General features: G+C 43.1%; 19 protein-coding genes. 6 read left to right on the top strand and 13 right to left on the bottom strand.

Annotated elements, in window-relative coordinates:
* On the top strand, positions 1-3,801 hold a 3,801-nt coding region (locus AACR09_RS19995), incomplete at its 5' end, for a VWA domain-containing protein (protein ID WP_228010764.1).
* A 72-nt stretch (positions 3,802-3,873) separates the two neighbouring features.
* Here AACR09_RS19995 and AACR09_RS20000 read toward each other — a convergent pair.
* Both AACR09_RS20000 and AACR09_RS20005 read right to left on the bottom strand, forming a co-directional pair.
* A complete protein-coding gene (locus tag AACR09_RS20000; RefSeq protein ID WP_193835573.1) occupies positions 3,874-5,067 on the bottom strand; it encodes a class I SAM-dependent methyltransferase in 1,194 nt (397 codons plus the stop codon).
* Positions 5,068-5,196: 129 nt separating this feature from the next.
* Positions 5,197-6,600: a methyl-accepting chemotaxis protein gene (locus tag AACR09_RS20005; protein ID WP_065608101.1), complete on the bottom strand. Its 1,404-nt coding sequence runs from the start codon at positions 6,598-6,600 to the stop codon at positions 5,197-5,199.
* Between the two features lie 88 nt (positions 6,601-6,688).
* On the opposite strand from AACR09_RS20005, the gene yccX reads away from it, so the two are divergent.
* Positions 6,689-6,976: an acylphosphatase gene (gene yccX, locus AACR09_RS20010; protein WP_102495589.1), complete on the top strand. Its 288-nt coding sequence runs from the start codon at positions 6,689-6,691 to the stop codon at positions 6,974-6,976.
* A 58-nt stretch (positions 6,977-7,034) separates the two neighbouring features.
* Here the strand turns inward: yccX and AACR09_RS20015 are convergent, their stop codons facing one another.
* The 6 genes from AACR09_RS20015 to AACR09_RS20040 all read right to left on the bottom strand — a co-directional run bounded on the left by AACR09_RS20015 (position 7,035) and on the right by AACR09_RS20040 (position 12,672).
* A complete protein-coding gene (locus tag AACR09_RS20015; protein WP_004733621.1) occupies positions 7,035-7,364 on the bottom strand; it encodes a TusE/DsrC/DsvC family sulfur relay protein in 330 nt (109 codons plus the stop codon).
* Between the two features lie 155 nt (positions 7,365-7,519).
* Positions 7,520-8,185 (bottom strand): Bax inhibitor-1/YccA family protein, encoded by a 666-nt coding sequence (locus AACR09_RS20020; RefSeq protein WP_017077199.1) that lies wholly within the window; start codon positions 8,183-8,185, stop codon positions 7,520-7,522.
* Positions 8,186-8,480: 295 nt separating this feature from the next.
* Complete coding sequence (locus AACR09_RS20025) at positions 8,481-9,245, bottom strand: amino acid ABC transporter ATP-binding protein (RefSeq protein WP_004733637.1); 765 nt, start codon at positions 9,243-9,245, stop codon at positions 8,481-8,483.
* Between the two features lie 22 nt (positions 9,246-9,267).
* The gene (locus tag AACR09_RS20030; RefSeq protein WP_004733636.1) at positions 9,268-10,365 is read right to left on the bottom strand and encodes an amino acid ABC transporter permease; all 1,098 of its coding nucleotides are present in this window, start codon (positions 10,363-10,365) and stop codon (positions 9,268-9,270) included.
* Position 10,366: 1 nt separating this feature from the next.
* On the bottom strand, positions 10,367-11,572 hold the full coding sequence (locus tag AACR09_RS20035) for an amino acid ABC transporter permease (RefSeq protein WP_004733635.1): 1,206 nt from the start codon (positions 11,570-11,572) through the stop codon (positions 10,367-10,369).
* 71 nt (positions 11,573-11,643) lie between these two features.
* Complete coding sequence (locus AACR09_RS20040) at positions 11,644-12,672, bottom strand: amino acid ABC transporter substrate-binding protein (RefSeq protein WP_004733634.1); 1,029 nt, start codon at positions 12,670-12,672, stop codon at positions 11,644-11,646.
* A 481-nt stretch (positions 12,673-13,153) separates the two neighbouring features.
* On the opposite strand from AACR09_RS20040, the gene AACR09_RS20045 reads away from it, so the two are divergent.
* Positions 13,154-14,095 carry a precorrin-2 dehydrogenase/sirohydrochlorin ferrochelatase family protein gene (locus tag AACR09_RS20045; protein ID WP_004733633.1) on the top strand — a complete coding sequence of 314 codons (942 nt, stop codon included), beginning with the start codon at positions 13,154-13,156 and terminating at the stop codon, positions 14,093-14,095.
* A gap of 181 nt (positions 14,096-14,276) precedes the next feature.
* On the opposite strand, the gene AACR09_RS20050 is transcribed toward AACR09_RS20045, so the two are convergent.
* Together AACR09_RS20050 and AACR09_RS20055 are read right to left on the bottom strand one after the other, a co-directional pair.
* Positions 14,277-14,759 carry a YajQ family cyclic di-GMP-binding protein gene (locus tag AACR09_RS20050; RefSeq protein ID WP_004733632.1) on the bottom strand — a complete coding sequence of 161 codons (483 nt, stop codon included), beginning with the start codon at positions 14,757-14,759 and terminating at the stop codon, positions 14,277-14,279.
* 12 nt (positions 14,760-14,771) lie between these two features.
* Positions 14,772-15,830, bottom strand: a complete 1,059-nt coding sequence (locus AACR09_RS20055; protein WP_193835574.1) for a 3-deoxy-7-phosphoheptulonate synthase — start codon at positions 15,828-15,830, stop codon at positions 14,772-14,774.
* 207 nt (positions 15,831-16,037) lie between these two features.
* Here AACR09_RS20055 and AACR09_RS20060 point away from each other — a divergent pair, with 207 nt between their 5' ends.
* Positions 16,038-16,925 (top strand): putative PEP-binding protein, encoded by an 888-nt coding sequence (locus AACR09_RS20060; RefSeq protein WP_017095590.1) that lies wholly within the window; start codon positions 16,038-16,040, stop codon positions 16,923-16,925.
* Positions 16,926-17,101: 176 nt separating this feature from the next.
* Positions 17,102-17,587 (top strand): PaaI family thioesterase, encoded by a 486-nt coding sequence (locus AACR09_RS20065; protein ID WP_004733629.1) that lies wholly within the window; start codon positions 17,102-17,104, stop codon positions 17,585-17,587.
* A 123-nt stretch (positions 17,588-17,710) separates the two neighbouring features.
* Here AACR09_RS20065 and AACR09_RS20070 read toward each other — a convergent pair whose 3' ends face one another.
* Positions 17,711-19,066, bottom strand: coding sequence for a hypothetical protein (locus AACR09_RS20070; protein ID WP_004733628.1), 1,356 nt, complete (start codon positions 19,064-19,066; stop codon positions 17,711-17,713).
* 28 nt (positions 19,067-19,094) lie between these two features.
* Between AACR09_RS20070 and AACR09_RS20075 the strand changes: the two genes are divergently transcribed.
* The gene (locus AACR09_RS20075) at positions 19,095-20,003 is read left to right on the top strand and encodes a CvfB family protein (RefSeq protein WP_004733627.1); all 909 of its coding nucleotides are present in this window, start codon (positions 19,095-19,097) and stop codon (positions 20,001-20,003) included.
* 305 nt (positions 20,004-20,308) lie between these two features.
* Here AACR09_RS20075 and rsmF read toward each other — a convergent pair whose 3' ends face one another.
* On the bottom strand, positions 20,309-21,730 hold the full coding sequence (gene rsmF, locus AACR09_RS20080) for a 16S rRNA (cytosine(1407)-C(5))-methyltransferase RsmF (protein WP_193835575.1): 1,422 nt from the start codon (positions 21,728-21,730) through the stop codon (positions 20,309-20,311).
* Between the two features lie 169 nt (positions 21,731-21,899).
* A partial coding sequence (locus tag AACR09_RS20085) for an MlaD family protein (protein WP_339367120.1) occupies positions 21,900-23,435 on the bottom strand: 1,536 nt, incomplete at its 5' end.

Below are 23,435 nucleotides of genomic sequence, written 5' to 3' on the forward strand. Positions count from 1 at the left end.
ACGCCAGACACCGAGCTTGTAGTGACGCTGTCCAATGGCGCGACGATCACGTTCGGCACCGATTACGTGGCGGGCGCGGAAGTGACTTCAACAGCGTTTACTGTATTGGATGACCAAGCTTTAACTGTTGTTTCTACTAATGGTGGTAATTTTGAAATTTTAGACACCACAGATTCTGCTGACGTGAAAATGAACGATGCGCCAGAAGCAGAAGACTTCACCGAAATCACAATCGACTGTGCAACTACGGTGGATTTTGCTCCCCACACTAGTGACGAAGAAGACGATGCTGCAGGCATTGAGACTTCGGTTATTGTCGAAAGCGATCCTATTTTCGGTACTTTGTATGAAGTAGCGGACGACGGAACTAAAACAGAAGTAGTTATCGGTCAGGAGTATGGCGATTCAGACAACTTTGAATATGTTGTTGATTCAAATATTGCCGACCAGCTTAGTTTTAGTGCTTCAGATCTTTCGTCATTAATTGACACTTCTAATGGAAGTACATCGATCGGTTACTTCAACAACTTGGTTTCAATTTCAGCCGGAACTTACACTGGTAGTTCACCAGTAGGTAATGACCTTGTAAATAACCCAGGTGTGTATCTTAATTATGATGGTGGCGGTTCGGAAGATGGGTTTGGAGTCTCAACGAGCAAGAACGGAAGTAGTGAATTGGATGTCACTTCCAAAGAATTTATTTCTGTTGATTTTGGAAATAGTGGCGCCGAAATTTTGTCTGCTAATTTAGAATTTGGAAGCGTTTTTGGTAACTACAACGCTAACAGTAGTGCAGATGGTGAAATTAATGTCGTTGCACTAGACGCATCTGGCAATGTTGTTGGGACATTTAACTTTAATACTGAAAACACTTCAAATTCTGGTAATGAATATACGCTTTCTATAGACGGTAATGGCAACTCTATAGTTAATGTATCTATCCCAGATGGCAATGGTGGATTCATACCATTTACAGAGTTAAGAGTCTTTACTACCCAAGATGGCTCCGCTAATCCAAATAGAAATTCAAATATTACTTTTAAAGGCGTAGACGTAGTGGACGCTAAAGTAACCGAGACTATTGATTATAAATCGGAAGACTCTACTGATTTAGAGAGTGCGTCAGCACAGGTAACGATCGTTACGGATTCAATAGTAAAACCGTCACCAGAGGTTACGAGTGTTTCTCGAGATGTTTCTGAAGATTTTGATTCAGTACAAACTGTTTCTGGCAATATAGAGGTTTTATACGCGGATAGTATAGTTTTAGAAGAGCCTTCTGAGAGTTATACATCAGCGGGACAAAATATCACTTGGTCTTCATCAAACGGTGGCCAAACCTTAATTGGTAGTGCGAATGGCCTAGCAGTGATTACGGCAATTATCGATGATGTTGGGAATTACTCTGTGACTCTCAATGGGCCGGTCGATCATTTGGACGCCAATGTTCCATTAGACGAAATGTCCATTGCTATTGGGATCGTTGCAAGTAACGAAACTGGTACTCAAACCGGATCTATTTCTCTAACTATCGATGATGATGTTCCTGTCGCTCAGCCGATTATTAATGACTTACAACCCTCAGCAAAAGCTGGTGCAAACGTCCAGCTTATCTTGGATGTATCCGGCTCTATGGCGTGGGATTCAGTTACGGGTCAAAGCACTATTACGAACGAGTCTAGATTGTCGATTATGCAAGACGCAGCTAAACAGTTGCTCGCTGAGTATCAAAGCTTAGGTATTACACAAGTCCAAGTCGTTACCTTCTCAAGTAGTTCAGATGCTCAGAACGGAGCAAATGGCAGTAGCTGGATGTCTGTTTCTGAGGCTATTGACGTTATCGATAATTTGTCTGCAGGCGGGGGCACTTATTACGACACTGCACTAGATGCTGCAATGGCTCATTGGGACGACTCGGGCAAAGTCGATGGTAATCCTTCTAATATCACGTATTTCTTGTCGGATGGCTCTCCGAATTCAGGAGGAACTTTGAGTTCTTCAGAGAAAACTGAGTGGGAAGATTTTGTTGATGCTAAGGATATCACTGCGCTTGCTTACGGTATGGGCGAGGCGGTTCCAATATCTTACCTAGAAGATATTGCTTATAACGGTGCAACAGACAGTGAAATAGGAGCCGTTGTTGTTCCTGATATTACTCAGCTTCCACCAATCATTCTTCAATCGGTTGTTGATCCTATTTCAGGTGAGGTTGTGAACGACGGCAGCAACGGTTCTATTAGCGGTTTTGGAGCTGATGGTGGTTACGTCTCTGAAGTGAAATATGGAGGAACAACCGTTTCTTATGATGGTAGTACAGTATCTGTTTCAGGTTTGGAATCAGGGGTTAGCACTGCGATAGACGGTAGCGAAATATCGATTTTTATCGACAATAGTCACACGTTAGTTTTAGACATAGCTACAGGGTCTTACCAATTCTTTGCTGCTGTTGTTGATAGCGATATTTCGTTAGATTTTGATTATGAACTATCGGACTTAGATGGCGATACGAGCAATAGCAGTATGACCTTTAACATCCAAGCTCCAGTGCTCGATGCTAATGATGACGCGACATCAACTATTGAGTTGGTTCCTGTTTTGATTGATGTGCTAGCGAATGATTACAACCCACATGCATTGACTTCAGCTTTGATTTTATCCAGTGTGGCTTTGGTCAATCCAGCTTTAGGCCAAGTATCAATTGTCGATGGTAAAGTTTTATTTGTGCCAAACGATAGCGCTAGTGCTGGTGACATAGTGGAAATTTCGTACACAGCTACCGATAAGAATGGTAATAGTGATACAGCTACTATGTCAGTTACGATGACAGGGCACAGCGGAAACATCATATCTGATGGAGTAGGTATCAATGCGGTTTATATGCCTCAAGGGACCGTTTCAAGTAACCATGGCGATGATTGGCAAAGTCAGCCAGAACCATCTATAACCGTTAACGGTATTAAAGTTGAACGCGGCCAGCAAAGCCCTTCACTGACTGATGCCGCGGATTTGATTGTTACCGGTGGTGATAATGACCATGTAGAAGGTGGTGATTTTGATGACATTATCCATCTTGGCGATAGTGGCAGCAATGCGGCATTCGATTTGCAGGATGCTACAGAGTTCGTTGAACTGGATGTTGACGATATTTACCAAGGGAACAATGAAGACGGTACTCTTGAATCTCCCTACGTAGCGCCAAGCTGGGCTGATGTAGGTCAAGGTGGTGCTGGAAATGATGTGATATTAGGTGAATCTGGCATAGATTTGATTTCTGGCGGTTCTGGAAATGACTATCTAGATGGTGGCTCAGAAAATGATTACATTCGTGCCGGTAGCGGTAATGATATTGTTATTGGTGGCGCAGGAGACGATCATTTGAGAGGTGAAGATGGTAATGACATCCTTATTGGTGGCCTCGGAGATGATATTTTAACCGGGGATGACGGCGACGACTTGTTCCAATGGGTTGACCAACCATTCCAAGGCGATGTTGATACCATTACCGACTTTGCTTTGGGTGAAGACCATTTAGATATCTCTCAGTTGTTGCCAGCCGAGAATACGATGTCAGACCTTCTTGACCATATTAAAATTGAAAAAGTGGATAACGGTGGTGGTGATAAAGATCTGGTTATCACTATCTCTGAAGATGCAAGTAATAGCGGTCAAACACAAACGATTGTGCTCGATAATACGGGGAATCAGTTTGACTCTGTGAACGCTCAAGGTGATGGAAGTGTGATAAGCAGTGATTTGAGTAACTTGGTTAATCAACTCTTTGTGAACTTACCAGACCAATAACAAAAAAGGGCCGAAAGGCCCTTTTTTAATACGTCTGTTTTGCTATGAAAACTAGATTCTAAAGCACTAGAATTAAAGCACCTTACAAGCAAAACCTTTTAGGTAGAAACCTTCTGGGTAAGCTGTATCGATCAAGTGATCGGCAGCTTGCTCGAAGCGTTCAACAAACTTCACTGTTCTGCCCGCATCTAGCGCTGCGTCAGCGATGATTTTTTGGAATAGGTCAGCACCCATTAAACCTGAGCAAGAGTAGGTAAGTAGTGTTCCACCTGGATTCAGGATTTGCATCGCTAGCAGGTTAACGTCTTTGTAGCCGTTAGCGCCTGAAGTTAGGTTGTTCTTGCTTGAAACAAACTTTGGTGGATCCATGATCACTACGTCAAACTTGGTGCCCTGGTCACGGTATTCGCGAAGCAGTTTGAATACGTCAGCGTTTAGGAAAACAGCACGCTTTTTCGAGATATCAAACTCGTTAAGTTCAGCGTTGAACTTAGCTGTATCAAGAGCAAGTTGAGATACATCTGCGTTGATCACACGCTTTGCGTCGCCTTTAAGTGCGTAAAGGCCAAAACCACCGGTGTATGAGAAACAGTTAAGTACATCTTTGCCTTTAACGTATTTCATAGATTCTTTACGGCTATCACGTTGATCCATGTAGAAGCCCGTTTTGTGGCCTTCCATAATGTTCACGCTGATTTTCACGCCGTTTTCTTCAATCACTACTGACTTAGGTGGCTCTTCGCCATGCAGTACGCCGACGGTTTGCTCTAAACCTTCTTTTTTACGAACCGCTACGTCAGAGCGCTCGTAAATATTACATTCAGGGAAGCATTCAACTAAAGCTTCAACGATAACGCTTTTGTTGAATTCCGCGCCAGCACTCAGTAGTTGGCAAACTAAGAAGTCTTGGTACTTGTCGATAGTAATACCTGGCAGGCCGTCAGATTCAGCTGCCGTTAATCGATATCCCGTTAGGCCGTCACGTTCGATGATATCTTCACGTAGTGATTGTGCGTCTTTAAATCTTTTGATGAAAAACGCTTTATTGATTTCTTCCTTTTCAAATGTCCAAACACGAGCGCGAATTTGAGATTCTGGTGAGTAAGCTGCTTTTGCGAGCCACTGACCATTTTGAGCATATACGTCTACAGTTTCACCTTGTTGTGGTTCGCCTTCGACCTTATCGATACCGCGTGAAAATACCCAAGGGTGTTTGCGGCGTAGTGATTTATCTCGGCCTTTAGCTAGATGAATTGAAGGAGTCATAATTTACTCTGTTTTTTGAATTTGAAGGAGGGGTATTGTCGGGGAAGTACAAGGGAAAAGCAAATAAGAAAGGGCTGCAGAAGCAGCCCTAGCAATGATTAATTAACACATAGTGGTTAGATGTCAGTATTAAGCTTTAAGACCTGTCAGCAAACCTTCCATCGTATCGCTTTGCTTACGAAGTTGGTCAACATTTACATTACTCTTACTGATCATTTCACAGATGCTGTCTGATTGATGACGAATCTCTTCAACACTTTGTGCAATGTTGTCAGCAACAACACCTTGCTCTTCAGCAGCAGTAGCAATTTGAGTGCTGCTATCAGAAATAGATTGGTTCTTTTCAGCTAACGACCCAATCTCAACGTTTACTTCCGACATCAATGTTTGACCTTCGTTAGCATTGCTAACAGTCACTTCCATCAATTTTGTCAGTGATTGGCTGTTACGTTGTAATGATTCAATCATACTTTGGATTTCAACCGTCGCTTGTTGAGTACGGCCGGCAAGGGCACGGACTTCATCGGCAACAACAGCAAATCCACGACCTTGTTCGCCAGCACGTGCAGCCTCAATGGCAGCATTCAGGGCTAATAGGTTAGTTTGTTCTGAGATGCCATTGATGGTTGCGACCACTTCATCAATTTGCGCTGCGTTAGCATCAAGCTCTTCTACCGCTTGCGAAGCTGATTGAATTTCTTGAGATAGGCTTGAGATAGATTCCAATGTATTTGAAACTTTTACTTGGCCACTCTGTGCAACACCGCGAGCGTCCATAGTTTGAGAGCTAGACTCATGAGCAAGGGTTGCGACTTCACGAATCGTTGCCGCCATTTGTTCCGTTGCATTTGCCAAACTATTCAGATGTTCTTGTTGGTTACCCGAGATGTCTGAGCTCTGTTGTGTTGACTGGTTTAAGTCAGAACTGATCTGCTGCATGAGTGCGACAGACTCTTGGATTGATAGAACCATGTTTTGTTCGCGCTCTGCTACTTTATCAATAGTAATTGCGATTTCACTGAACTCATCGCGAACGAGGAAGTAGTTCATACGGCAGGTGAGATCACCACTCGCTAGCGTGCTTAACGCTTTGTTCATAGAGAACATTGCGCCGCCGATGAAAGTCATGATGTAGTAAACACCTAGCGCGATCAGCGTTAGGGTTACTGCGATAATTGAAACCTGAGTCGTAGATAGAGCTGACCATAAGTTTTGGTCATGGTTCGCAACCAAGCTGAATGCACCGTTCATAACTGAGACGGAACCAACACCATAGCCTAAAGAGATGGTTTCAGAATTACTGACAAGTTGAGCAACTTGATCTTTCGTCAGTTGACCCGCTTCGATAAGTCCTTTCATCAAGAGCATTTCTTCTTGATAAAGATGAGCAAGTAAAGAGTCTGCGGCGCTATCTAAAACAAGAGTTAATATAACCAGGGCGAGAAGAGGTAATAAGAAGAGTAGATAGAACTTTTCTTGGATTTTTAGGTGAATGAGATATTTGTCAATCCAACGAAATGGGATTTCTTTCATAATCGTTATACTCGAAGTAAGTCCACCAATAAGCGGTGAATGAATAGAGTCGCAACTATATCATTCATACAATTTATGAGGCAACGTTATGGAAAGTTCACAATATATTTTTGTCGTATCAGGCGTAGTTCAGTGTGTTGGTTTTCGCTATCACACCAGTAGGCAGGCACAAGCTCTGGGCATTTCAGGCTATGCAAAGAACCTAAATGATGGCCGAGTTGAAGTGTTAGCTGTCGGAAAGGGTAAGGGAATAGAGAAGTTCCAAGCTTGGCTCAATATTGGCCCTTCGAGTGCGACAGTAGATCATGTAGTGATGCATCAAGTTAAAGAAAGTGAGCGGCAGGATGTGCGTATAGGGGAATTTAAAATACTGTAGCTAGCGCACTACAGTATTTACCTTTTTACCTTGAGAGCAACCTAAAGCTGTTTAAGCTTTACAAGCATTTTGCTGGTTTAGGTAAACCCGCGAGCTTGGTTGCTTGTTTAGCGGGGCCTTTCTTGAACAATTTGAATAGGTACTTGCTGTTACCTTTCTCTGGGCCGTGCGCTTTTTCCATCGCTTTAACGAGCATACGAACAGCCGGAGAGGTTTTGAATTCTTCGTAAAAGCTTCTTACAAAATGGACGACTTCTAAGTGCGCATCAGTCAGTTCAATCGCCTCGTCTTGAGCAAGAATTTCAATCATACCTTCTTCCCATTGTGTGTAGTCCAATAGGTAGCCTTGAGCGTCAGTTTCGATTTGCTTGCCATTATATTCAAACATGTTTAATCCAGAATCCAATTAACTATGCAGATAGGGTACATGACCACGTTTGCCTTTCTCAATAGATATTGTAGCTATCTAAAGAATTATTACATTGATAGATACAAAAAAGCCCAAGAGACAGGCTCTTGGGCTCAATTTTGAACGAACTATGATTAGTCGTTGCTGTTCATAATACCTAAGATGCTTAGTAGGCTGATGAAGATGTTGTAGATCGAAACATACAAGCTGATAGTTGCTGAGATGTAGTTTGTTTCACCGCCGCGGATGATGCTTTGCGTTGTTAGCAAAATAACACCAGTCGAGAATAGGATGAACATACCGCTCATTGCTAAAGACAGTAGAGGCATTTGTAGGAAGATGTTTGCAACCATCCCTACTAGCAGAACAACAAAACCAGCCATTAGCATACCGTTAAGGAATGAAAGGTCACGTTTAGTCGTCAGTGCGTAAGCTGATGCACCCATAAATGCTAATGCTGTACCACCAAGTGCAGTAAGGATGACATCACCCATGCCTGCGCCAACGTACATGTTTAAGATTGGACCAATGGTGTAGCCTAAGAAACCTGTAAATAGGAATGTGAAGACTAGACCCATGCTGTTGTCACGGTTCTTTTCTGTTAGGAACAGTAGGCCGTAGAAACCAACTAGCATAATGATAAGACCAGGGCGAGGAAGGTTCATCGCCATAGATACGCCTGCTACTACAGCAGACCAAAGTAGTGTCATAGACAGTAGTGCGTACGTGTTACGCAACACTTTATTGGTTTGCAGAGCATTCTCTTGAGTTGCTGTGCGTGAAAACATAGGGCTGTTCATAATCTTCCTCGTAAGGTGACTTCAATAGTTATTAGTACATTTATGGGGCTGAAAGTTCGAAAAATCAAGTCTTTCATTCCTTTTGTATACCTAAAATAATAATCAAAATAGTCGGTTAAGTGTTTCTTAAGGTGTAACAAAGTGTTTCTAATGACGTATAAAGTGTCGCTAATACTCGATGTTCAAATTTTTATAGTTACTGGCTAATGATTTATAACCTTTGAAAAACTATCTATAACCTTGAAAAATAAAGAGGCGACCTAAGCCGCCTCTATAGTTTATGCATCATAACACATTAATGGTGCAAGATTTGGCTCAAGAAGTTCTGCGTTCTGTCCGATTGTGGGTTTTCAAAGAAGTCGACAGGGTTGTTCTCTTCTATGATTTCACCTGCATCCATAAAGATAACGCGGTCGGCAACTTCTTTAGCAAAACCCATCTCGTGCGTTACACACAACATCGTCATGCCTTCTTCTGCAAGCTCAACCATAACGTCTAGTACTTCACGAACCATTTCCGGGTCGAGTGCCGATGTTGGTTCATCAAACAACATGACTTGAGGGTTCATACATAAAGAACGAGCGATTGCTACACGTTGTTGTTGGCCACCTGAAAGCTGTCCTGGGAATTTATCCGCTTGCTCAGGGATTTTTACACGCTCGAGGAATTTCATCGCGATGGCTTCAGCTTCCTCTTTCGGCATCTTCTTCACCCAAATAGGGGCCAGAGTACAGTTTTCTAAAACCGTTAGGTGAGGGAATAGGTTGAAGTGTTGGAAACACATACCTACATCTCTGCGCACGGCTTCAATGTTCTTCAGATCTTCTGTCAGTTCATTACCTGAAACGAAGATATGACCTTTTTGGTGCTCTTCTAATCGGTTGATACAGCGAATCATCGTGGATTTACCTGAACCGGAAGGGCCACAAATTACAATTTTCTCGCCTTTTCTAACTTCCAAATTGATGTTTTTAAGAACGTGGAACTCACCGTACCACTTGTTCATGTCTTTTAACTCGATCATAAGACCTTGAGAGTTGTTTTCTGTTTGCTGCGTCATAATACGTCCTTGATCTTGTTAATTATCGTTTGTGACCGGTGTGAAGTCTGTTTTCTAGCCAAATCGAGTATCTCGACATGCCAAAACAAAACACCCAGAACACTAACGCGACAAATACATAACTTTCTGTTGAAAACCCAAGCCATTCAGGATCGGTATTCGCGGCTTGGCCAATTCCCAATACATCAAACATACCGATAATTAAAACCAGACTGGTATCTTTGAACAAACCAATAAAGGTATTCACAATTGAAGGAATCGTGATTTTAAGAGCTTGAGGTAGAATGATAAGCCCTGTTTTTTTCCAGTAGCTCAACCCTAAAGCATCAGCGGCTTCGTATTGACCTTTTGGTATTGCTTGCAAACCACCGCGGATTACCTCTGCCATATAAGCCGCACTAAATAGTACTACCCCAACCAACGCTCTGATCAGTTTATCGGTTTCCATCCCTTCTGATAAAAAGAGCGGAAGCATTACCGAGGCCATAAATAGAACCGTAATCAGCGGTACACCACGCCAAATCTCGATGTAAACGGTACACATACTGCGGATGATCGGCATCTCTGAACGACGCCCAAGTGCCAGTGCAACACCAATAGGAAGTGACACTACAATACCAACAAGTGCGATGATCAGCGTAACCAGTAGACCGCCCCATTTATGGGTATCAACAACCTCTAGTCCAAATACACCACCGTATAGTAAGCCAGCAATGATAAACGGGTAGATGTTTACGAAGAACAACCAAATCCACGTGCGCTTAGGTGTTTTTTCGTAAGCTAACAAAACGACAAAAATAGCTAACGTTGCGTAGAAAAGGCGAGGGCGCCACAGTTCAGCTTCTGGATAGAAGCCATACATGAATTGGTCCCAACGAACACTAATGAAAACCCAACATGCCCCATCACTTGTACAGGCATCTCGAGTTGTTCCTATCCAATCAGCATTAATGAATGCCCAATCTGCTATTGCCCACAATAAAGTGAAAGCAAAATAACCAAGGACCACAGTGACGACACTGTTAATTGGTCCATTAAATAGATTTTTTCTTAACCAACCGACAGGTCCAACAGTATTCGCTGGAGGCGGAAGATCAGGTTGAAATTGATGTGTACTCATCTTATCTCTCCACCAACGCTACTTTGCGGTTGTATATGTTCATTAGAGCGGATGTTAATAGGCTTAGAGTCAGGTAGACGCCCATTGTCATCGCGATTACTTCGATAGCTTGTCCAGTTTGGTTCAATGTTGTCCCTGCAAATACAGACACAAGATCGGGATAACCAATGGCCATCGCAAGTGATGAGTTTTTGGTCAGATTCAAATACTGACTGGTTAATGGTGGAATGATAATTCTTAATGCTTGTGGAATAATCACCAACTTGAGGGTTCGTGTTCTAGGGAGACCTAGAGACATCGCAGCCTCTGTTTGCCCATGGTTTACCGCGTTAATACCTGAACGCACGATCTCGGCGATGAATGCTGCTGTGTAGATACTTAAAGCAAGCATCAACGCAGCCAGTTCAGGGATGATGCTAATACCGCCCTTGAAGTTAAACCCTTTCAAAACTGGGTACTCCGCAGAGATAGGCATGCCCATAACAAAGTAAGTTACCAACGGTAAGCCCACAATCAGCGCCGCAGCAATTCGCAACATTGGTGTTTGTTGGCCGGTTAGCTTTTGTTTGTTATTAGCCCAGATATTGATAACAAAAGTAGCGATGACACCAGTAATCAATGATGCGATCACAATGCTACTGCCTTGCTCTAACACTGGTGCAGGGAAGTACAAACCACGTACGTTCAAGAAAATGGCTTCACCAAGGCTCATACTTTGACGAGCAGAAGGTAAGGCTTGTAGAACGGCGAAATACCAGAAAAAGATTTGCAACAGAAGAGGGATGTTTCGGAATATCTCAATATAGATAGCTGCAAATCGGCTAACTAACCAATTTGAAGAGAGCCTTGCAATACCCATACTAAAGCCCAGTACCGTGGCTAACATGATGCCGAGTACAGAAACCAAAGCGGTATTGAGAAGACCGATAAAGAAGGTACGACCGTATGAGAATGTTTCGTCGTATTCAATCAGTGTTAAGCCGATACCAAAACCAGCTTCTTGAGATAAAAAATCAAAACCAGTGGCGATACCACGGGAATCTAAGTTAGTGAGTGCATTGTTTACAATGGTGTAGAAGAAAGCACAAAGCGCCCCGACGGCGAGAATTTGGAAAACAATTGAGCGAAAAGTGGGGTTGTAAAAAAGGTTGGCACTTTTGGGCTGTGGCTTTGCCTGAGCTGGAGAAATAGTTTCATTAGGTTTCATACTGCTATAACCTCAAATCCATTTAATAAATAGGGCGGAAAAGTCCGCCCTAATTGATGCTTGTAAATTTATTAACGGATTGGTGGAGCGTACATAAAGCCGCCCGCATTCCATAGTGCGTTTACGCCACGAGAGATCTGTAGTGGTGAACCTGTACCAACAGTACGTTCGAAGCTCTCACCGTAGTTACCAACTTGTTTAATTACTTGGTAACCCCAATCGTCACGAATACCAAGGCCTTTACCTTTAGGGCCGTCTACACCAAGAATACGTTTGATGTTTGGATCTTTTGACTTAAGCATTTCGTCAGCATTCTTAGAAGAGATACCGTACTCTTCCGCATTAATCATTGCTGAAAGTGTCCATTTAGCAACGTTAAACCACTTGTCATCATCTTGACGAACAACAGGGCCTAGTGGCTCTTTAGAGATGATTTCAGGAAGTACCTGTGCAGATTTAGGATCAGCTAAGTTTAGGCGAAGTGCGTATAGACCAGATTGGTCAGTCGTTAGCACATCACAACGACCCGCGTCGAAGCCTTTAGATGTTTGTGCTGCCGTATCGAATACCACTGGCTTGTAAGACATGCCACTGTTACGGAAGTAATCGGCTAGGTTAAGTTCAGTTGTTGTACCTGATTGAACACATACAGAAGCGCCATCAAGCTCTTGAGCACTTGTTAGACCGAGTTCTTTCTTAACCATGAAGCCTTGACCATCGTAGTAGTTAACGCCTACGAAGTTCAGACCTAGAGCAGTGTCACGATGTAGTGTCCATGTTGTGTTACGAGATAGTACGTCGATTTCGCCAGATTGAAGCGCGGTAAAACGTTCTTTAGCAGTAAGAGGTACATACTTAACTTTAGTTTTGTCACCGAGTACAGCCGCTGCAAGAGCTTGACAATACTCAACATCAATTCCTTCCCATTCACCTTTTGAGTTAGGGTTAGAGAACCCTGGAAGACCGGTACTTACACCACAAGTTAGAAAACCTTGAGATGTGACTTTGTCCAGCGTGCTTTCTGCCGCTGATGCTGATGTTGCCATCATCGCAGTTGATGCAGCTACTACTGAAGCAAGAAGTGTTAGTTTATTTGTCATTTGTATCCTTCCTTGTTAACCAGGTGACACCTGATACTCGTGCTCATTTGAGTTTTTCTATATGTGTTGCGTTTTCTATGACCTTGTTACTCAAATCAAACTGGTTGCATTTTGCAAATGAAACTGTGTGCGATTTAAACAACTATTTATAAGGTTAGGAAAGGATCCGTACTTTCACAAATGTATAATTTAAAAAGAATTTTGAATGAAATCACAAATCCGAACACAATTAGAATGACCAAATGTTAACTTAATGTAAATAGTGCAGCGCTTCACACTGTTGGTGCAACGAGATTTAGATTTTTATATTGACAATTGACTAGGTTAATATTCTGAATCAATGTCACAATGATGAAACATTAAACTTCAGAAAGATTGAAATTTGGTGAATAAATATTTTTATTGCACTTGGATAGTTATTAATATGCTCCAAATTTGGTAGCATGGTTGAATAGTTATTGAAGTCACCTCAAGGAAGAACATGCGTTATTTCCCAATGTTTTTAGATGTAGAAAATAAGCCGATCTTAGTGGTGGGTGGGGGTGAGGTTGCTTGCCGAAAAGTCGATAGCTTGTTAAGAGCTGGGGCGGATGTCACGTTAGTGTCCCCAAAGGTAGAGCCTTACTTAAAGCAGCTTGTCGATGAGAATAAATTACATTGGATTCAAAATTTTTACTCTTCACAACTTATCTCGAAAAACTACTTACAAGTGTGGGCAACAACAGACAACCCAAATCTAAATCATCAAGTACATAATGATGCAAAAAAAATGGGTATTCTTGTCAATGTGGTCGATGACTTACCCTATTGTGACTTCATCACTCCCTCAATGATAAATCGCGGAAGAATCCAAATTGCAATCTCAAGTGGGGGCGCATCACCTGTTTTGGTGAGAAATATTAGAGAAAAACTCGAAACGGTATTGCCACAAAACATAGGTTTGATTGCGGACTTTGGTGCATCAAAACGCAATTCGATTAAGGAGTCTTTTCCTACTGTTGATGAACGCCGCAAATTCTGGGAACGCTTTTTGTCATCCAGTTTTATCAATCAAGTGACGGATAGGGAGCAACTTGAATCGTATTATCAACAGTCGCTGACTGAGCAAGTTGATAGTGAAGGTCAGGTAACTTGGATCGAATTTGAGCAAGACGTTGAGTTATTGCCTATGAAGGCCCTACGTTTGATGCAAGAAGCAGAGTTAGTGCTTTCACCGAGCGATTGTCCATTTGAATTTGTTGACCTGTGCCGCCGAGACGCAGAAAGAGAAGGTTATGCTGACAGTGGAGAGCTGTCGACCAAGCTTGAGCAAGCGAGGGCCGAGAAATTGCGAGTGTGTGTCTTTATTCCACCAGCGAGTGTTGAGTTCAATTTACTGGCCGGCAAAGACCTTAAACTGTCTGTTGCCAAAGTGCTCAGTTGAGTTGATAGATTTTAGTTGAAGTGAGCGCTTTCTAGTTGTTTGAAATCGACTAGAGACGCTGAATAACATTGACCCGATAAATAAAAAGCCACTTCCCAAAGAAGTGGCTTTTTGCTATTTCGAACACGACATTGTGCTGATGAATGAGCAACCCAAATAAGCGGTCGCTCAAACTCAAAAATTAGTCGCGGAAGTTGTCAAACTGGAAAGGTTGACCAAGTTCACCGCTGCGAACTAGAGCCATAACAGCTTGTAGATCATCACGCTTCTTACCGGTTACACGAACTTTGTCGCCTTGGATAGAAGCTTGAACCTTAACTTTGTTGTCTTTGATTAGCTTAACGATTTTCTTAGCGACATCCGTTTCGATGCCTTGCTTAAAGATAACCGTTTGGTGCCAAGTGCGACCTGTTTGGTCTGCCGCTTTCGCTTCCATCGCGTTAGGATCAACATTACGCTTTGTTAGGTTGCTACGAAGGATATCGCGCATTTGCTTCAGCTGAAAATCGTCTTGAGCAGTCAATTTTACTGATTCATCTTTGTAATCAAAGCTTGCTTCAACGCCGCGAAAATCGAAACGAGTCGATAGTTCACGGTTTGCGTTGTCTACCGCGTTACGCAGTTCTACTGCTTCTACTTCAGAGATAATGTCAAATGATGGCATTGTGTTGTTTCCTTAAGCTAAGTTTCTATCTTTAATTGCTGTTGCAAGCATATCTAGCATTGTTGCAGTATCTTCCCAGCTTAGGCATGGGTCAGTAATCGACTTGCCGTATTCTAGGTTGTTGATATCTGTCATTGGCTGGTTACCTTCTACAATGAAGCTTTCCGCCATGATGCCTGCAATTTGATTTTTGTTAGATTTGATTTGCTCACAAATGTCTTGTGCCACTTCTAACTGTTTACGGTGCTGTTTCTGACAGTTAGCGTGGCTAAAGTCTACAACCAAACGTTGAGGTAGATCGAATTCAGCCAGTTGCTTACATGCGTGATCTACAGATTCAGCATCAAAGTTAGGGCCTTTATCACCACCACGCAGAATTACGTGACCGTATGGGTTGCCAGAAGTACGGTAAACCGTCATACGGCCGTTCTTATCTGGCGAGTAGAAGTAATGTGAAGCATGCGCAGCACGAATCGCATCAATAGCAATTTTGATGTTGCCGTTAGTTGCGTTCTTGAAACCAACTGGGCAAGACAGTGCAGAAGCCATTTCACGGTGAATCTGAGATTCAGTCGTACGAGCGCCAATTGCGCCCCAAGTGATAAGGTCTGCAATGTACTGACCTGTGATCATATCAAGGAATTCAGTCGCGGTAGCTAGGCCAAGCTTGTTGATATCTAGTAGAAGCTTACGAGCTTTGTTCAAGCCTGTTTCAAGTGCGTATGACCCATCAAGGTTAGGATCGGTAATCAAACCCTTCCAACCTACAACAGTACGAGGTTTCTCGAAGTAGGTTCTCATTACAACGAACAGTTCATCTTTGTACTGGTCTTGAATCTGACTTAGACGCTCGGCGTAATCAAGTGCCGCTTCTGTATCGTGAACAGAGCAAGGGCCTACGATAACTAATAGGCGGTTATCACGACCCGTTAGAATATCTTCGATTTGGCGGCGAGAATTTTTAATGCGCTCAGCAACGTCGTCAGTAATAGGATGTGCATTGCCTAGTTCGGCAGGAGTTGGCATAGGACCCAGAGCTTGGGTTCTCAACTCATCAGTTTTTAATGGCATGTGATGGCTTTTTTATTCTATTGCGAAGTGGTTAAGATAACGGAATTGAACAGAGGAATAAACTCTCTTAAGTCAAAGTTATCTCTGTTATTGCTAATATTCTTATTTTTATCAGCAGGCCAGCGCCAAATAAGGGATTTTCACTTGTATTAACAGGCAGCTATCGGTATTTTCGTTTGAACACAACATAAAAATGCTGGAGCAGCAATGACTCAAGAAAATCAAAGCACTTTGCACCCAGAACTGGTCTTAGGTGATGTGCTGCCTTCTTACAACGATAATAATAATTCTAACCATTTATACGTTTCATTATCTGAATTGGTTATGGATCGTATCTTCTATCACCCAAGTATTGAAAGTCACTTAGATACACTGACTGATATCGAAAAAACCTCTTTAGATGCGATCCTTGGCGATAAAACAGTCGATGAGCATTTTGTTTCGACCTTAGTGATTGCCATCCAAGCTGCCGTTCAGCCAAATCATACTTCTGTTCGTATCGCGTTAAGTAGTGCTGACAGCTATGGCTTCCGTTCACTACTTGGTGGTAACTGTGAAGCCGAAGAGATAAACCCGGCACTAGGTGTTCGTGGGGTTGCTCGTTATGCAACATCAGAGTACAGCAAAGCATTCGCTTTAGAGTGTCAGGTAATTAAAACATTGCGAGAGCAGGGTATTAACGTTGAAGTGGTTGTACCGTATGTACGAGCATTAAGCGATGCCGCTAAGATTATTGATTTGCTTGCAGAGCAAGGCTTACCGCGAGGCCTTAATGGTTTGAAAGTACTGTTCTCGTGCGATGTGCCGTCTGCAGTGCTACTGAGCGAAAGATTGCTGCATTACTTTGATGGTGTTGTAGTGAACGTTGATAGCTTAGCGTCTTTCACTTTAGGCGTAGACAAGCACAATGAAGCTCAGCAACATGCTTTTGATCCACAAAACGAGGCGGTTATTACCTTGTTGAGTATGATTGTTAAAGCAACGCTGAACGCGAAGAAGCCCGTCCTGCTTGTGACTCAAGGCTTGGTGGACTACCCGCGTCTACAAGGCTTTATCGCTGATCTTGACGGTGTTGAGACAGTCGTTACTGCATAGACCAGCTTATTGTCTAAATAAATCAACTTGCTGTATGAGTTTATTTAAAGCAATAAAGCTTTGAGAATGAAAGAGATATCATTATGCGATGATATCTCTTTTTTGTAACATTTTTTTGACATCTCGAGCGCTAATCGATTAACTGGTCTGATGACTTATTTGACTAGGTAACTCGAATGTTGACCCCTCTACAAAAAGCAAATTTCTACTTGAGCATGTTTGGCTTTTTCAAAGTGCCTCTGATCTGGCTATGCCGACCAAAACTGCTCGCGCTGGATAATCAACATGTTGAAGTGAAAATTCCTCTCAAAAGACGAACTAAGAACCACCTCAATAGCATGTACTTTGGTGTGTTAGCAGTAGGTGCTGATGTGGCGGGGGGCTTTCTTGCAATGAGTAAATCCCAGCAGCAAGGCGAAAAGATCTCGCTGGCATTTAAAGAGGTGACAGGTAACTTCTTGAAGCGCCCGGAAGGTGACGTACACTTCACTTGTAAAGATGGTGAGCTGATCAACACTATGCTGGCTGAAACTATGTCTACTGGCGAGCGTGTGAATCAACCCGTGACCATAATCGCGACGTGTCCGTCTTTGCATGGCGATGAACCAATGGCGGAGTTCACGCTAACGCTTTCGATTAAGAAAGTTCCTTCTAGAAAATAGTTCGGAAGTATAAGGTTGGTCGAAATCTGAAGATTATAGTTCAACAGAAAGCATTTGTTGAACAAGTGGAAGAGCGGTATGTGAATTGAATATCCACATACCGTGCCGCACACCGTAGCAAAGTTAAGATTCTTGAGTGATTTGCTCGATGTCGACGATCTTTGAACGGTTCATTACGATTTTCCAACGGTAATAGGTCGGTTCAGTATCGTGATTGTTCTCTTTAATGATCAGGTTGAGTAGGTGACGCTTTTCGACAGACTCACGGCTTACTTGCCCTTCATTCAGGCGATATACGTTATTTGACCCCTTGTCCATCAAGCGTGTCAGCGCTCTCAGGCTGATCGATAACGTTTCACGAGTCTCTTCGTAACCACTCATAAATGTTGACGTCGACATCTCGGTATGTGAACGATAGTGCAAGACTTGCTCTTCACGCTGAACGACACGTTTCTTGCGTATTGATTGAATACGGTCAGCTAACTTGGAAAAGTTCGCATAGTCCAACCATTCAAGCTTGTGGCCGACAGATTTATTGGTTGTTGGGTCAAAGTAGCGACGCTTCCACTTGGGTTTGCCTTTACGAAGCCAACGCCAAAGGATGTCTCTCAAGTCATCTTTAAATATTTCACGCAGTGCGTAGATAAATGACATCGACACGATGAAAGAAGCGGTAATCTCTCCCAGAAAATCACGAGCCAATATGACGGTTGTCGTCACGACCACCATGACTAAGCCTGTCGCAATACCTTTAACGGCACGCTTAACGTTTTTACCCATGGAGGTGGTCTTCTCCTTGAGTACGATAGGGTGCTCTATCAAGCGTCGCAGCAGTCGCATCTTGTTACTCAGGCGCGTTACGTCTTCACGAACTTTGGCTGAGTTATAGCGATTAAGTTTACGATGGGCAGTCTCTTTGTCACACAACGTCAAGAGTCGCTCTTTTATCGTCGAGTATTCACTGCCACGCGGCATATGAGAGACCAGAGATAAGAACTTTTGCTCTGTGTACCAAGAAAGATAGTTATCAATGTTTGCGTAGTAGCGTTTGAGGTTTTCTTCATAAGGAATACTTCGGCGAAGCTTCTTCAAGATGTCTAACGCGAGCTCAATAACTTCATCAACCTCATCAGCTGTTACGTCGTCACTATCAGTCTTATTTAAACTGCTCACGGCTTTATCTAAAGCAATAACATATTGATATGCGAACAAACTCAAACTGACACGATACTGTGTCGTTGATAAGCGTCCACGTTTTGCCAAGCGACTGTGTACCAAAGGTAACAGTGTCTTGTCACTGTAGTAGGCGCGCTTTTGAGTAATTGAGCTGTAGAAAAAGGCACTTTCAGAAAGTACTTCGGGAGTGAGTCCGAGTTCACCGGGAATGAATAGATAAACGTCCATGTCGAGCTTTTTGGTCTTCGCCATTGCATGGTTAATTTTGAGTGTTATCGCATCTTGTTTATCAACGGTGATCAACGATGTCTCCTAGAATGTAAAAATATGAATGAAACTAGCGAAAGCATATCAGAGATCACGTATAATCACCGCCAAATTTAAAGTAGAGAAAATCTTGATGATTAATATTGGTCAAATAAACAACTTAGAAGTAGTAAAGCAAGCCGACTTCGGTGTATTCCTTGACGCTAGCGACTATGGAACCGTGTTGCTGCCAAAACGATTTACTCCTGAAGGTGTTGAAATTGGTCAAAAACTGGATGTTTTCTTATACATTGATTCTGACAACCAGATCGCTGCAACGACTGAAAAACCAATTGCTCAAGTGGGGCAGTTTGGCTTGATGACGGTTGAAGGCGTAAACAGCACCGGTGCATTCATGAGCTGGGGCGTGAAAGGTAAAGACCTTCTTGTTCCTTTCAGCGAGCAACGTGGCCGTTTAAACGAAGGTCAGTCAATCTTAGTATATGTGTATATCGATAAAGCATCTAGCCGCATTGTAGGTACAACAAAGTTCAACAAGTGGTTAGACAACACGCCTGCGACTTATAAGCAAAACGAGCAAGTGGATCTCATTATCGCTGAGCGCAGCCAGTTAGGTTACAAAGCGATCGTGAACGGTGAGCATTGGGGCATGATTTTCCCATCAGACATCATCGGTAAGCTGTTCATAGGTAAAGCGCTAAAAGGCTACATTAAAAACGTTCGTGAAGAAGACGGTAAAATTGACTTGTCTCTTCAGAAAATTGGTGTGGCTAAAATGGATGACCTAAGCACTAAGGTTCTCGATCTGCTTGAGAAGAAAGGTGGTTACTTACCTTTGAATGATAAATCTTCTCCGGAAGTTATTTTCTCTGCATTCAGAACCAGCAAAGGTACGTTCAAGAAGACAATTGGTGGTTTGTACAAGTCTGGCAAGATCACTATCGACAAAGAAGGCATCAGCCTAGTTAAATAAGTGAGCTTGTCGGTCAAAAAAAAAGCCCAAACCTTCCTGTTTGGGCTTAGGGGAAAGGGCTCCGAAGAGCCTACGCTAATCGTTTTAATTCTTTGACTGTTAGACTGAAGTCTAGTTTAAATTCCCTAATAAGCGATTTTTGTTATTGGAAATAGTGACTTGAATTGATATTTGTGTAATTAAGTGTTGATTTTACAGTGCTTCCCTTGAAATGAGCTAGCCGACAAGAATAGAAAAAGCCCAAACAATGGATGTTGTTTGGGCTTTTTGTTTTTCTCAGTACAGTGAGAGCTTTAATCTAACGACTAGAAAAGGTTTTTGTCGCGTACTAGCTCTCTTGGTAAGCCGTTCTTCACTCGGTTACCTACCCATTTACCAAGGCCGATGATTGCGCCGTTGTATTTTACTAGCACTTCGCCTTTGCCTGACAAGCCTTCTGGGCGAACGTCTCGGCCCATGAACCATTCTCGAGCATCTTCGATGCTGAGGTTTACAATGTTAGCTTCATTACCTGTCGCGAGCGTTGTCGCGACTTGGTGTTGCCATCGGTAACCTTTTTTATGGGTTTCAGCGATCTTGATGCCCATACGAGAGAAACGGAATTCACCGATCATAGGCTCAAGCACCTCAGGGAATAGCCAAACGTCTTTATCTCGGATCCAAACTTGAGTATCACTTGGTAGTTCGATATCGAGAGCACTAAGCAGTTGTTCAGCGACTTCTTGCTGAGCTTTCTTTGACGCTTTTTCAAATGGGAACTTACCCATGCGTTTTTTAACTTCTGGTGGAGTCACAGACGCTAGTTTACGGATACGTGCAACAAAGAAACCTTCAGAGTCATACACCTGAGGGAAGATGTGAAGAAAGCCTTCTTCAGTCGTCGTTGCTTTTGCGTTGTTGAACAGTGATTCAAGAGATTCAAACTCAACTGCATCACCAAAGGTTTCTTTTAGGTGATGGCACACTTGTTGGTTCTCTTCAGTGCTTAACGTACATGTTGAGTAAACCAAAACACCATTAGGTTTAAGAGCATGGAATGCACTTTCAATCAGGTCTTTTTGCGTGTCGGCAATATCGACTACAGATTGATACGTCCAGTTCTTCATCGCATCAGCGTCTTTACGAATGGTACCTTCGCCAGAGCAGGGTGCATCCAGTAAGACAGCATCAAACTGTTCTGGTAACCAACCACCGAAAACGCGACCATCGAAGTTACTGAGTGCGGCATTACGAACGCCACAACGTTCGATGTTGGCGTGAAGTACTTTCACACGGCTTGCAGCGTATTCATTGGCAACTAACACGCCGCGATTATTCATTAGCGCAGCGATTTGCGTTGTTTTAGAACCGGGTGCAGCAGCAGTATCTAGCACGGCTTGGTAATCAGCTTCGCCTTGGAAAAGAGCCGAAGGTGGCATCATAGAACTGGCTTCTTGGATGTAGAAAAGACCAGACATGTGTTCTGCCGTATTACCTAGAGGCGCTTCACTTTCATCGGCTGTAATCCAAAAACCCGTTTCACACCAAGGTACAGGTTCCAGTTCCCAGCCTTTCTCTTTTGCTCGTACTAGGAAGTCTTCCACACTGATTTTCAGTGTGTTGACTCGAATACTTTTACGAAGTGGTTTTTGGCATGAGGCAACAAAAGAAGCCATATCTAGATGACTAGGCATGATCGCTTCGATGTGCGTTAGGAATTCTTCAGGAATATATACGTTAGCGTGCAAAAGAGTATCTCGAATTATTGCATTAATGCGGGGAGTTTAAAGCAAAATGAGGTCGTCCTAAACCATATTTACGGCAAACAACAAAAATGCAGCCGAATGACTGCATTTTGATGAAGAATTAATCTTCGTTAAGCTGTATTAATTTGCATGGAGCTTCTGAGGATTCACTCTATGGACGAGGAATCGCGGTTCTCCATGACTTCCACTCATCTTCTGCTTGAGGGTATAGGTAGAAAGACTGATCTTCGCTTGCCACAGGCTGAAGTTCACTCGTCGGTGGCGTTGAGAAGGTAATTCCGCCTCTTAATAAACTGTCTACCGTTCCTGCTTTGATGTTTGCACCAGAGAGGCCGATAGAAACATCGACACCCGACACGTTCCAGAACACAGTGTTTGCGCGGATCAGATACGCGTAGTCAGGTTCTATTTGAATCGTAGAGATGATGCGGTCAGCAAACTCGCCGAGTTGAACATCGATAACACTACCGATTTCTAGCTCTCGGAATAGGATAGGTGTGCCTTCAGACACCGAGCCTCGCGTTTCGCTTTGTAGCTGGAATATCTTGCCTTCAGGCTGCACTGGTCCTTTGCTAAGCTCAAATTTCGCACTTCTGTCACCATTGCCCGGATCTACGTTGATGTGCTTAGAGAGAAGCGCAGAGACGTTTTTGATGCCATTAAGGCCGATCTCAGGTTCTGCCAACCAGAAGTGACTGTTCGCCACGGCAATCTTGTCAACGTACTCAGGTAAGATTCGCGCGGTAATTTCAATGCCGCCTTTATTGAAGTTAGGAATCACCAAAGTGACCTCACCTACAGTGACACCTTGGTATTTGATCGCCATACCCTTGCTGACTTCTTGATCACCAGAAGAGGTAATCGTAATCGCGCGGCCAAATTTTCGAGCGGATTTAGAATCTTTGTACAGCTTCCACACATCACCAAGCTTATTGTCTATACCGGGAAGCGAATCAAAAGCAATACCACCTTGAATTAGCGTTTTAACGGGTGCCGCTTTAATACTAATACCCGATAGCGAAGCATCAATCTCAACGCCTGAGCGGTTCCAAAAAACGGTATGTTTATTGAGTAAGTGCGTGTAACGATTTTCGATCGTGACTTTGATTCTTACACCACCATCTGCAAGCTGAAAATCCGAAATGCTACCCACTTGTAGGTTACGGTAGAGTAGTGGGCTGCCTTTAGAAATTGAAGGTAACTCACTAGCAAATAACGAAAGCGTCTTTGAGCCTGACTGATTAAACTTAGCGATTTCTGCTAACGACTTGCTTTGGAAAAGTTGGTAGTCAGTTCGAGCTTCAGGTTTACCTTCACTCACGAAGCTGATCGAGCCAGTAAGAAGCTGTTTTGCCGGTGGAACCGTAACACTTAGACCTGATTCGGTCAGCTCTGCGGTCGCACTGCCTGTCACAAAGAAACGGTTGTGGCTTTTGATTAGGTGCGCATATTCGTTATCGATAAGCGCATCCATAAACACTTCGTGCTTGTCAGAGCCAGTGCCAACACCATCAACTAAGCCAACTTGAATGATAGAGCCAACGGCAATGCCTTTGTAGAGCAGTTGTGTACCGACATCCAATCCGAATGAATTGTTCGATGTTAAGCGAATCGCGACTGACTTTTCTTGTTCCTGACTGAACTCGTTTTTACGAATCGCAGTAAATCGACGCGCTTTTTCACCTTC

Origin of the sequence: Vibrio sp. OPT20, from assembly GCF_963889365.1 — a bacterium.
Taxonomy (GTDB): domain Bacteria; phylum Pseudomonadota; class Gammaproteobacteria; order Enterobacterales; family Vibrionaceae; genus Vibrio; species Vibrio splendidus.

Bases quoted from the DNA above. Each gene is read 5' to 3' on its own strand.
- AACR09_RS20045 (WP_004733633.1), top strand. From the start codon at position 13,154: ATGCGTTATTTCCCAATGTTTTTAGATGTAGAAAATAAGCCGATCTTA.
- AACR09_RS20005 (WP_065608101.1), bottom strand. From the start codon at position 6,600: ATGAAAGAAATCCCATTTCGTTGGATTGACAAATATCTCATTCACCTA.
- AACR09_RS20025 (WP_004733637.1), bottom strand. From the start codon at position 9,245: ATGACGCAGCAAACAGAAAACAACTCTCAAGGTCTTATGATCGAGTTA.
- AACR09_RS20030 (WP_004733636.1), bottom strand. From the start codon at position 10,365: ATGAGTACACATCAATTTCAACCTGATCTTCCGCCTCCAGCGAATACT.
- AACR09_RS20075 (WP_004733627.1), top strand. From the start codon at position 19,095: ATGAAACTAGCGAAAGCATATCAGAGATCACGTATAATCACCGCCAAA.
- AACR09_RS20065 (WP_004733629.1), top strand. From the start codon at position 17,102: ATGTTGACCCCTCTACAAAAAGCAAATTTCTACTTGAGCATGTTTGGC.
- AACR09_RS20055 (WP_193835574.1), bottom strand. From the start codon at position 15,830: ATGCCATTAAAAACTGATGAGTTGAGAACCCAAGCTCTGGGTCCTATG.
- AACR09_RS20035 (WP_004733635.1), bottom strand. From the start codon at position 11,572: ATGAAACCTAATGAAACTATTTCTCCAGCTCAGGCAAAGCCACAGCCC.
- AACR09_RS20000 (WP_193835573.1), bottom strand. From the start codon at position 5,067: ATGACTCCTTCAATTCATCTAGCTAAAGGCCGAGATAAATCACTACGC.
- yccX (WP_102495589.1), top strand. From the start codon at position 6,689: ATGGAAAGTTCACAATATATTTTTGTCGTATCAGGCGTAGTTCAGTGT.
- AACR09_RS20060 (WP_017095590.1), top strand. From the start codon at position 16,038: ATGACTCAAGAAAATCAAAGCACTTTGCACCCAGAACTGGTCTTAGGT.
- AACR09_RS20020 (WP_017077199.1), bottom strand. From the start codon at position 8,185: ATGAACAGCCCTATGTTTTCACGCACAGCAACTCAAGAGAATGCTCTG.
- AACR09_RS20050 (WP_004733632.1), bottom strand. From the start codon at position 14,759: ATGCCATCATTTGACATTATCTCTGAAGTAGAAGCAGTAGAACTGCGT.
- AACR09_RS20040 (WP_004733634.1), bottom strand. From the start codon at position 12,672: ATGACAAATAAACTAACACTTCTTGCTTCAGTAGTAGCTGCATCAACT.
- AACR09_RS20015 (WP_004733621.1), bottom strand. From the start codon at position 7,364: ATGTTTGAATATAATGGCAAGCAAATCGAAACTGACGCTCAAGGCTAC.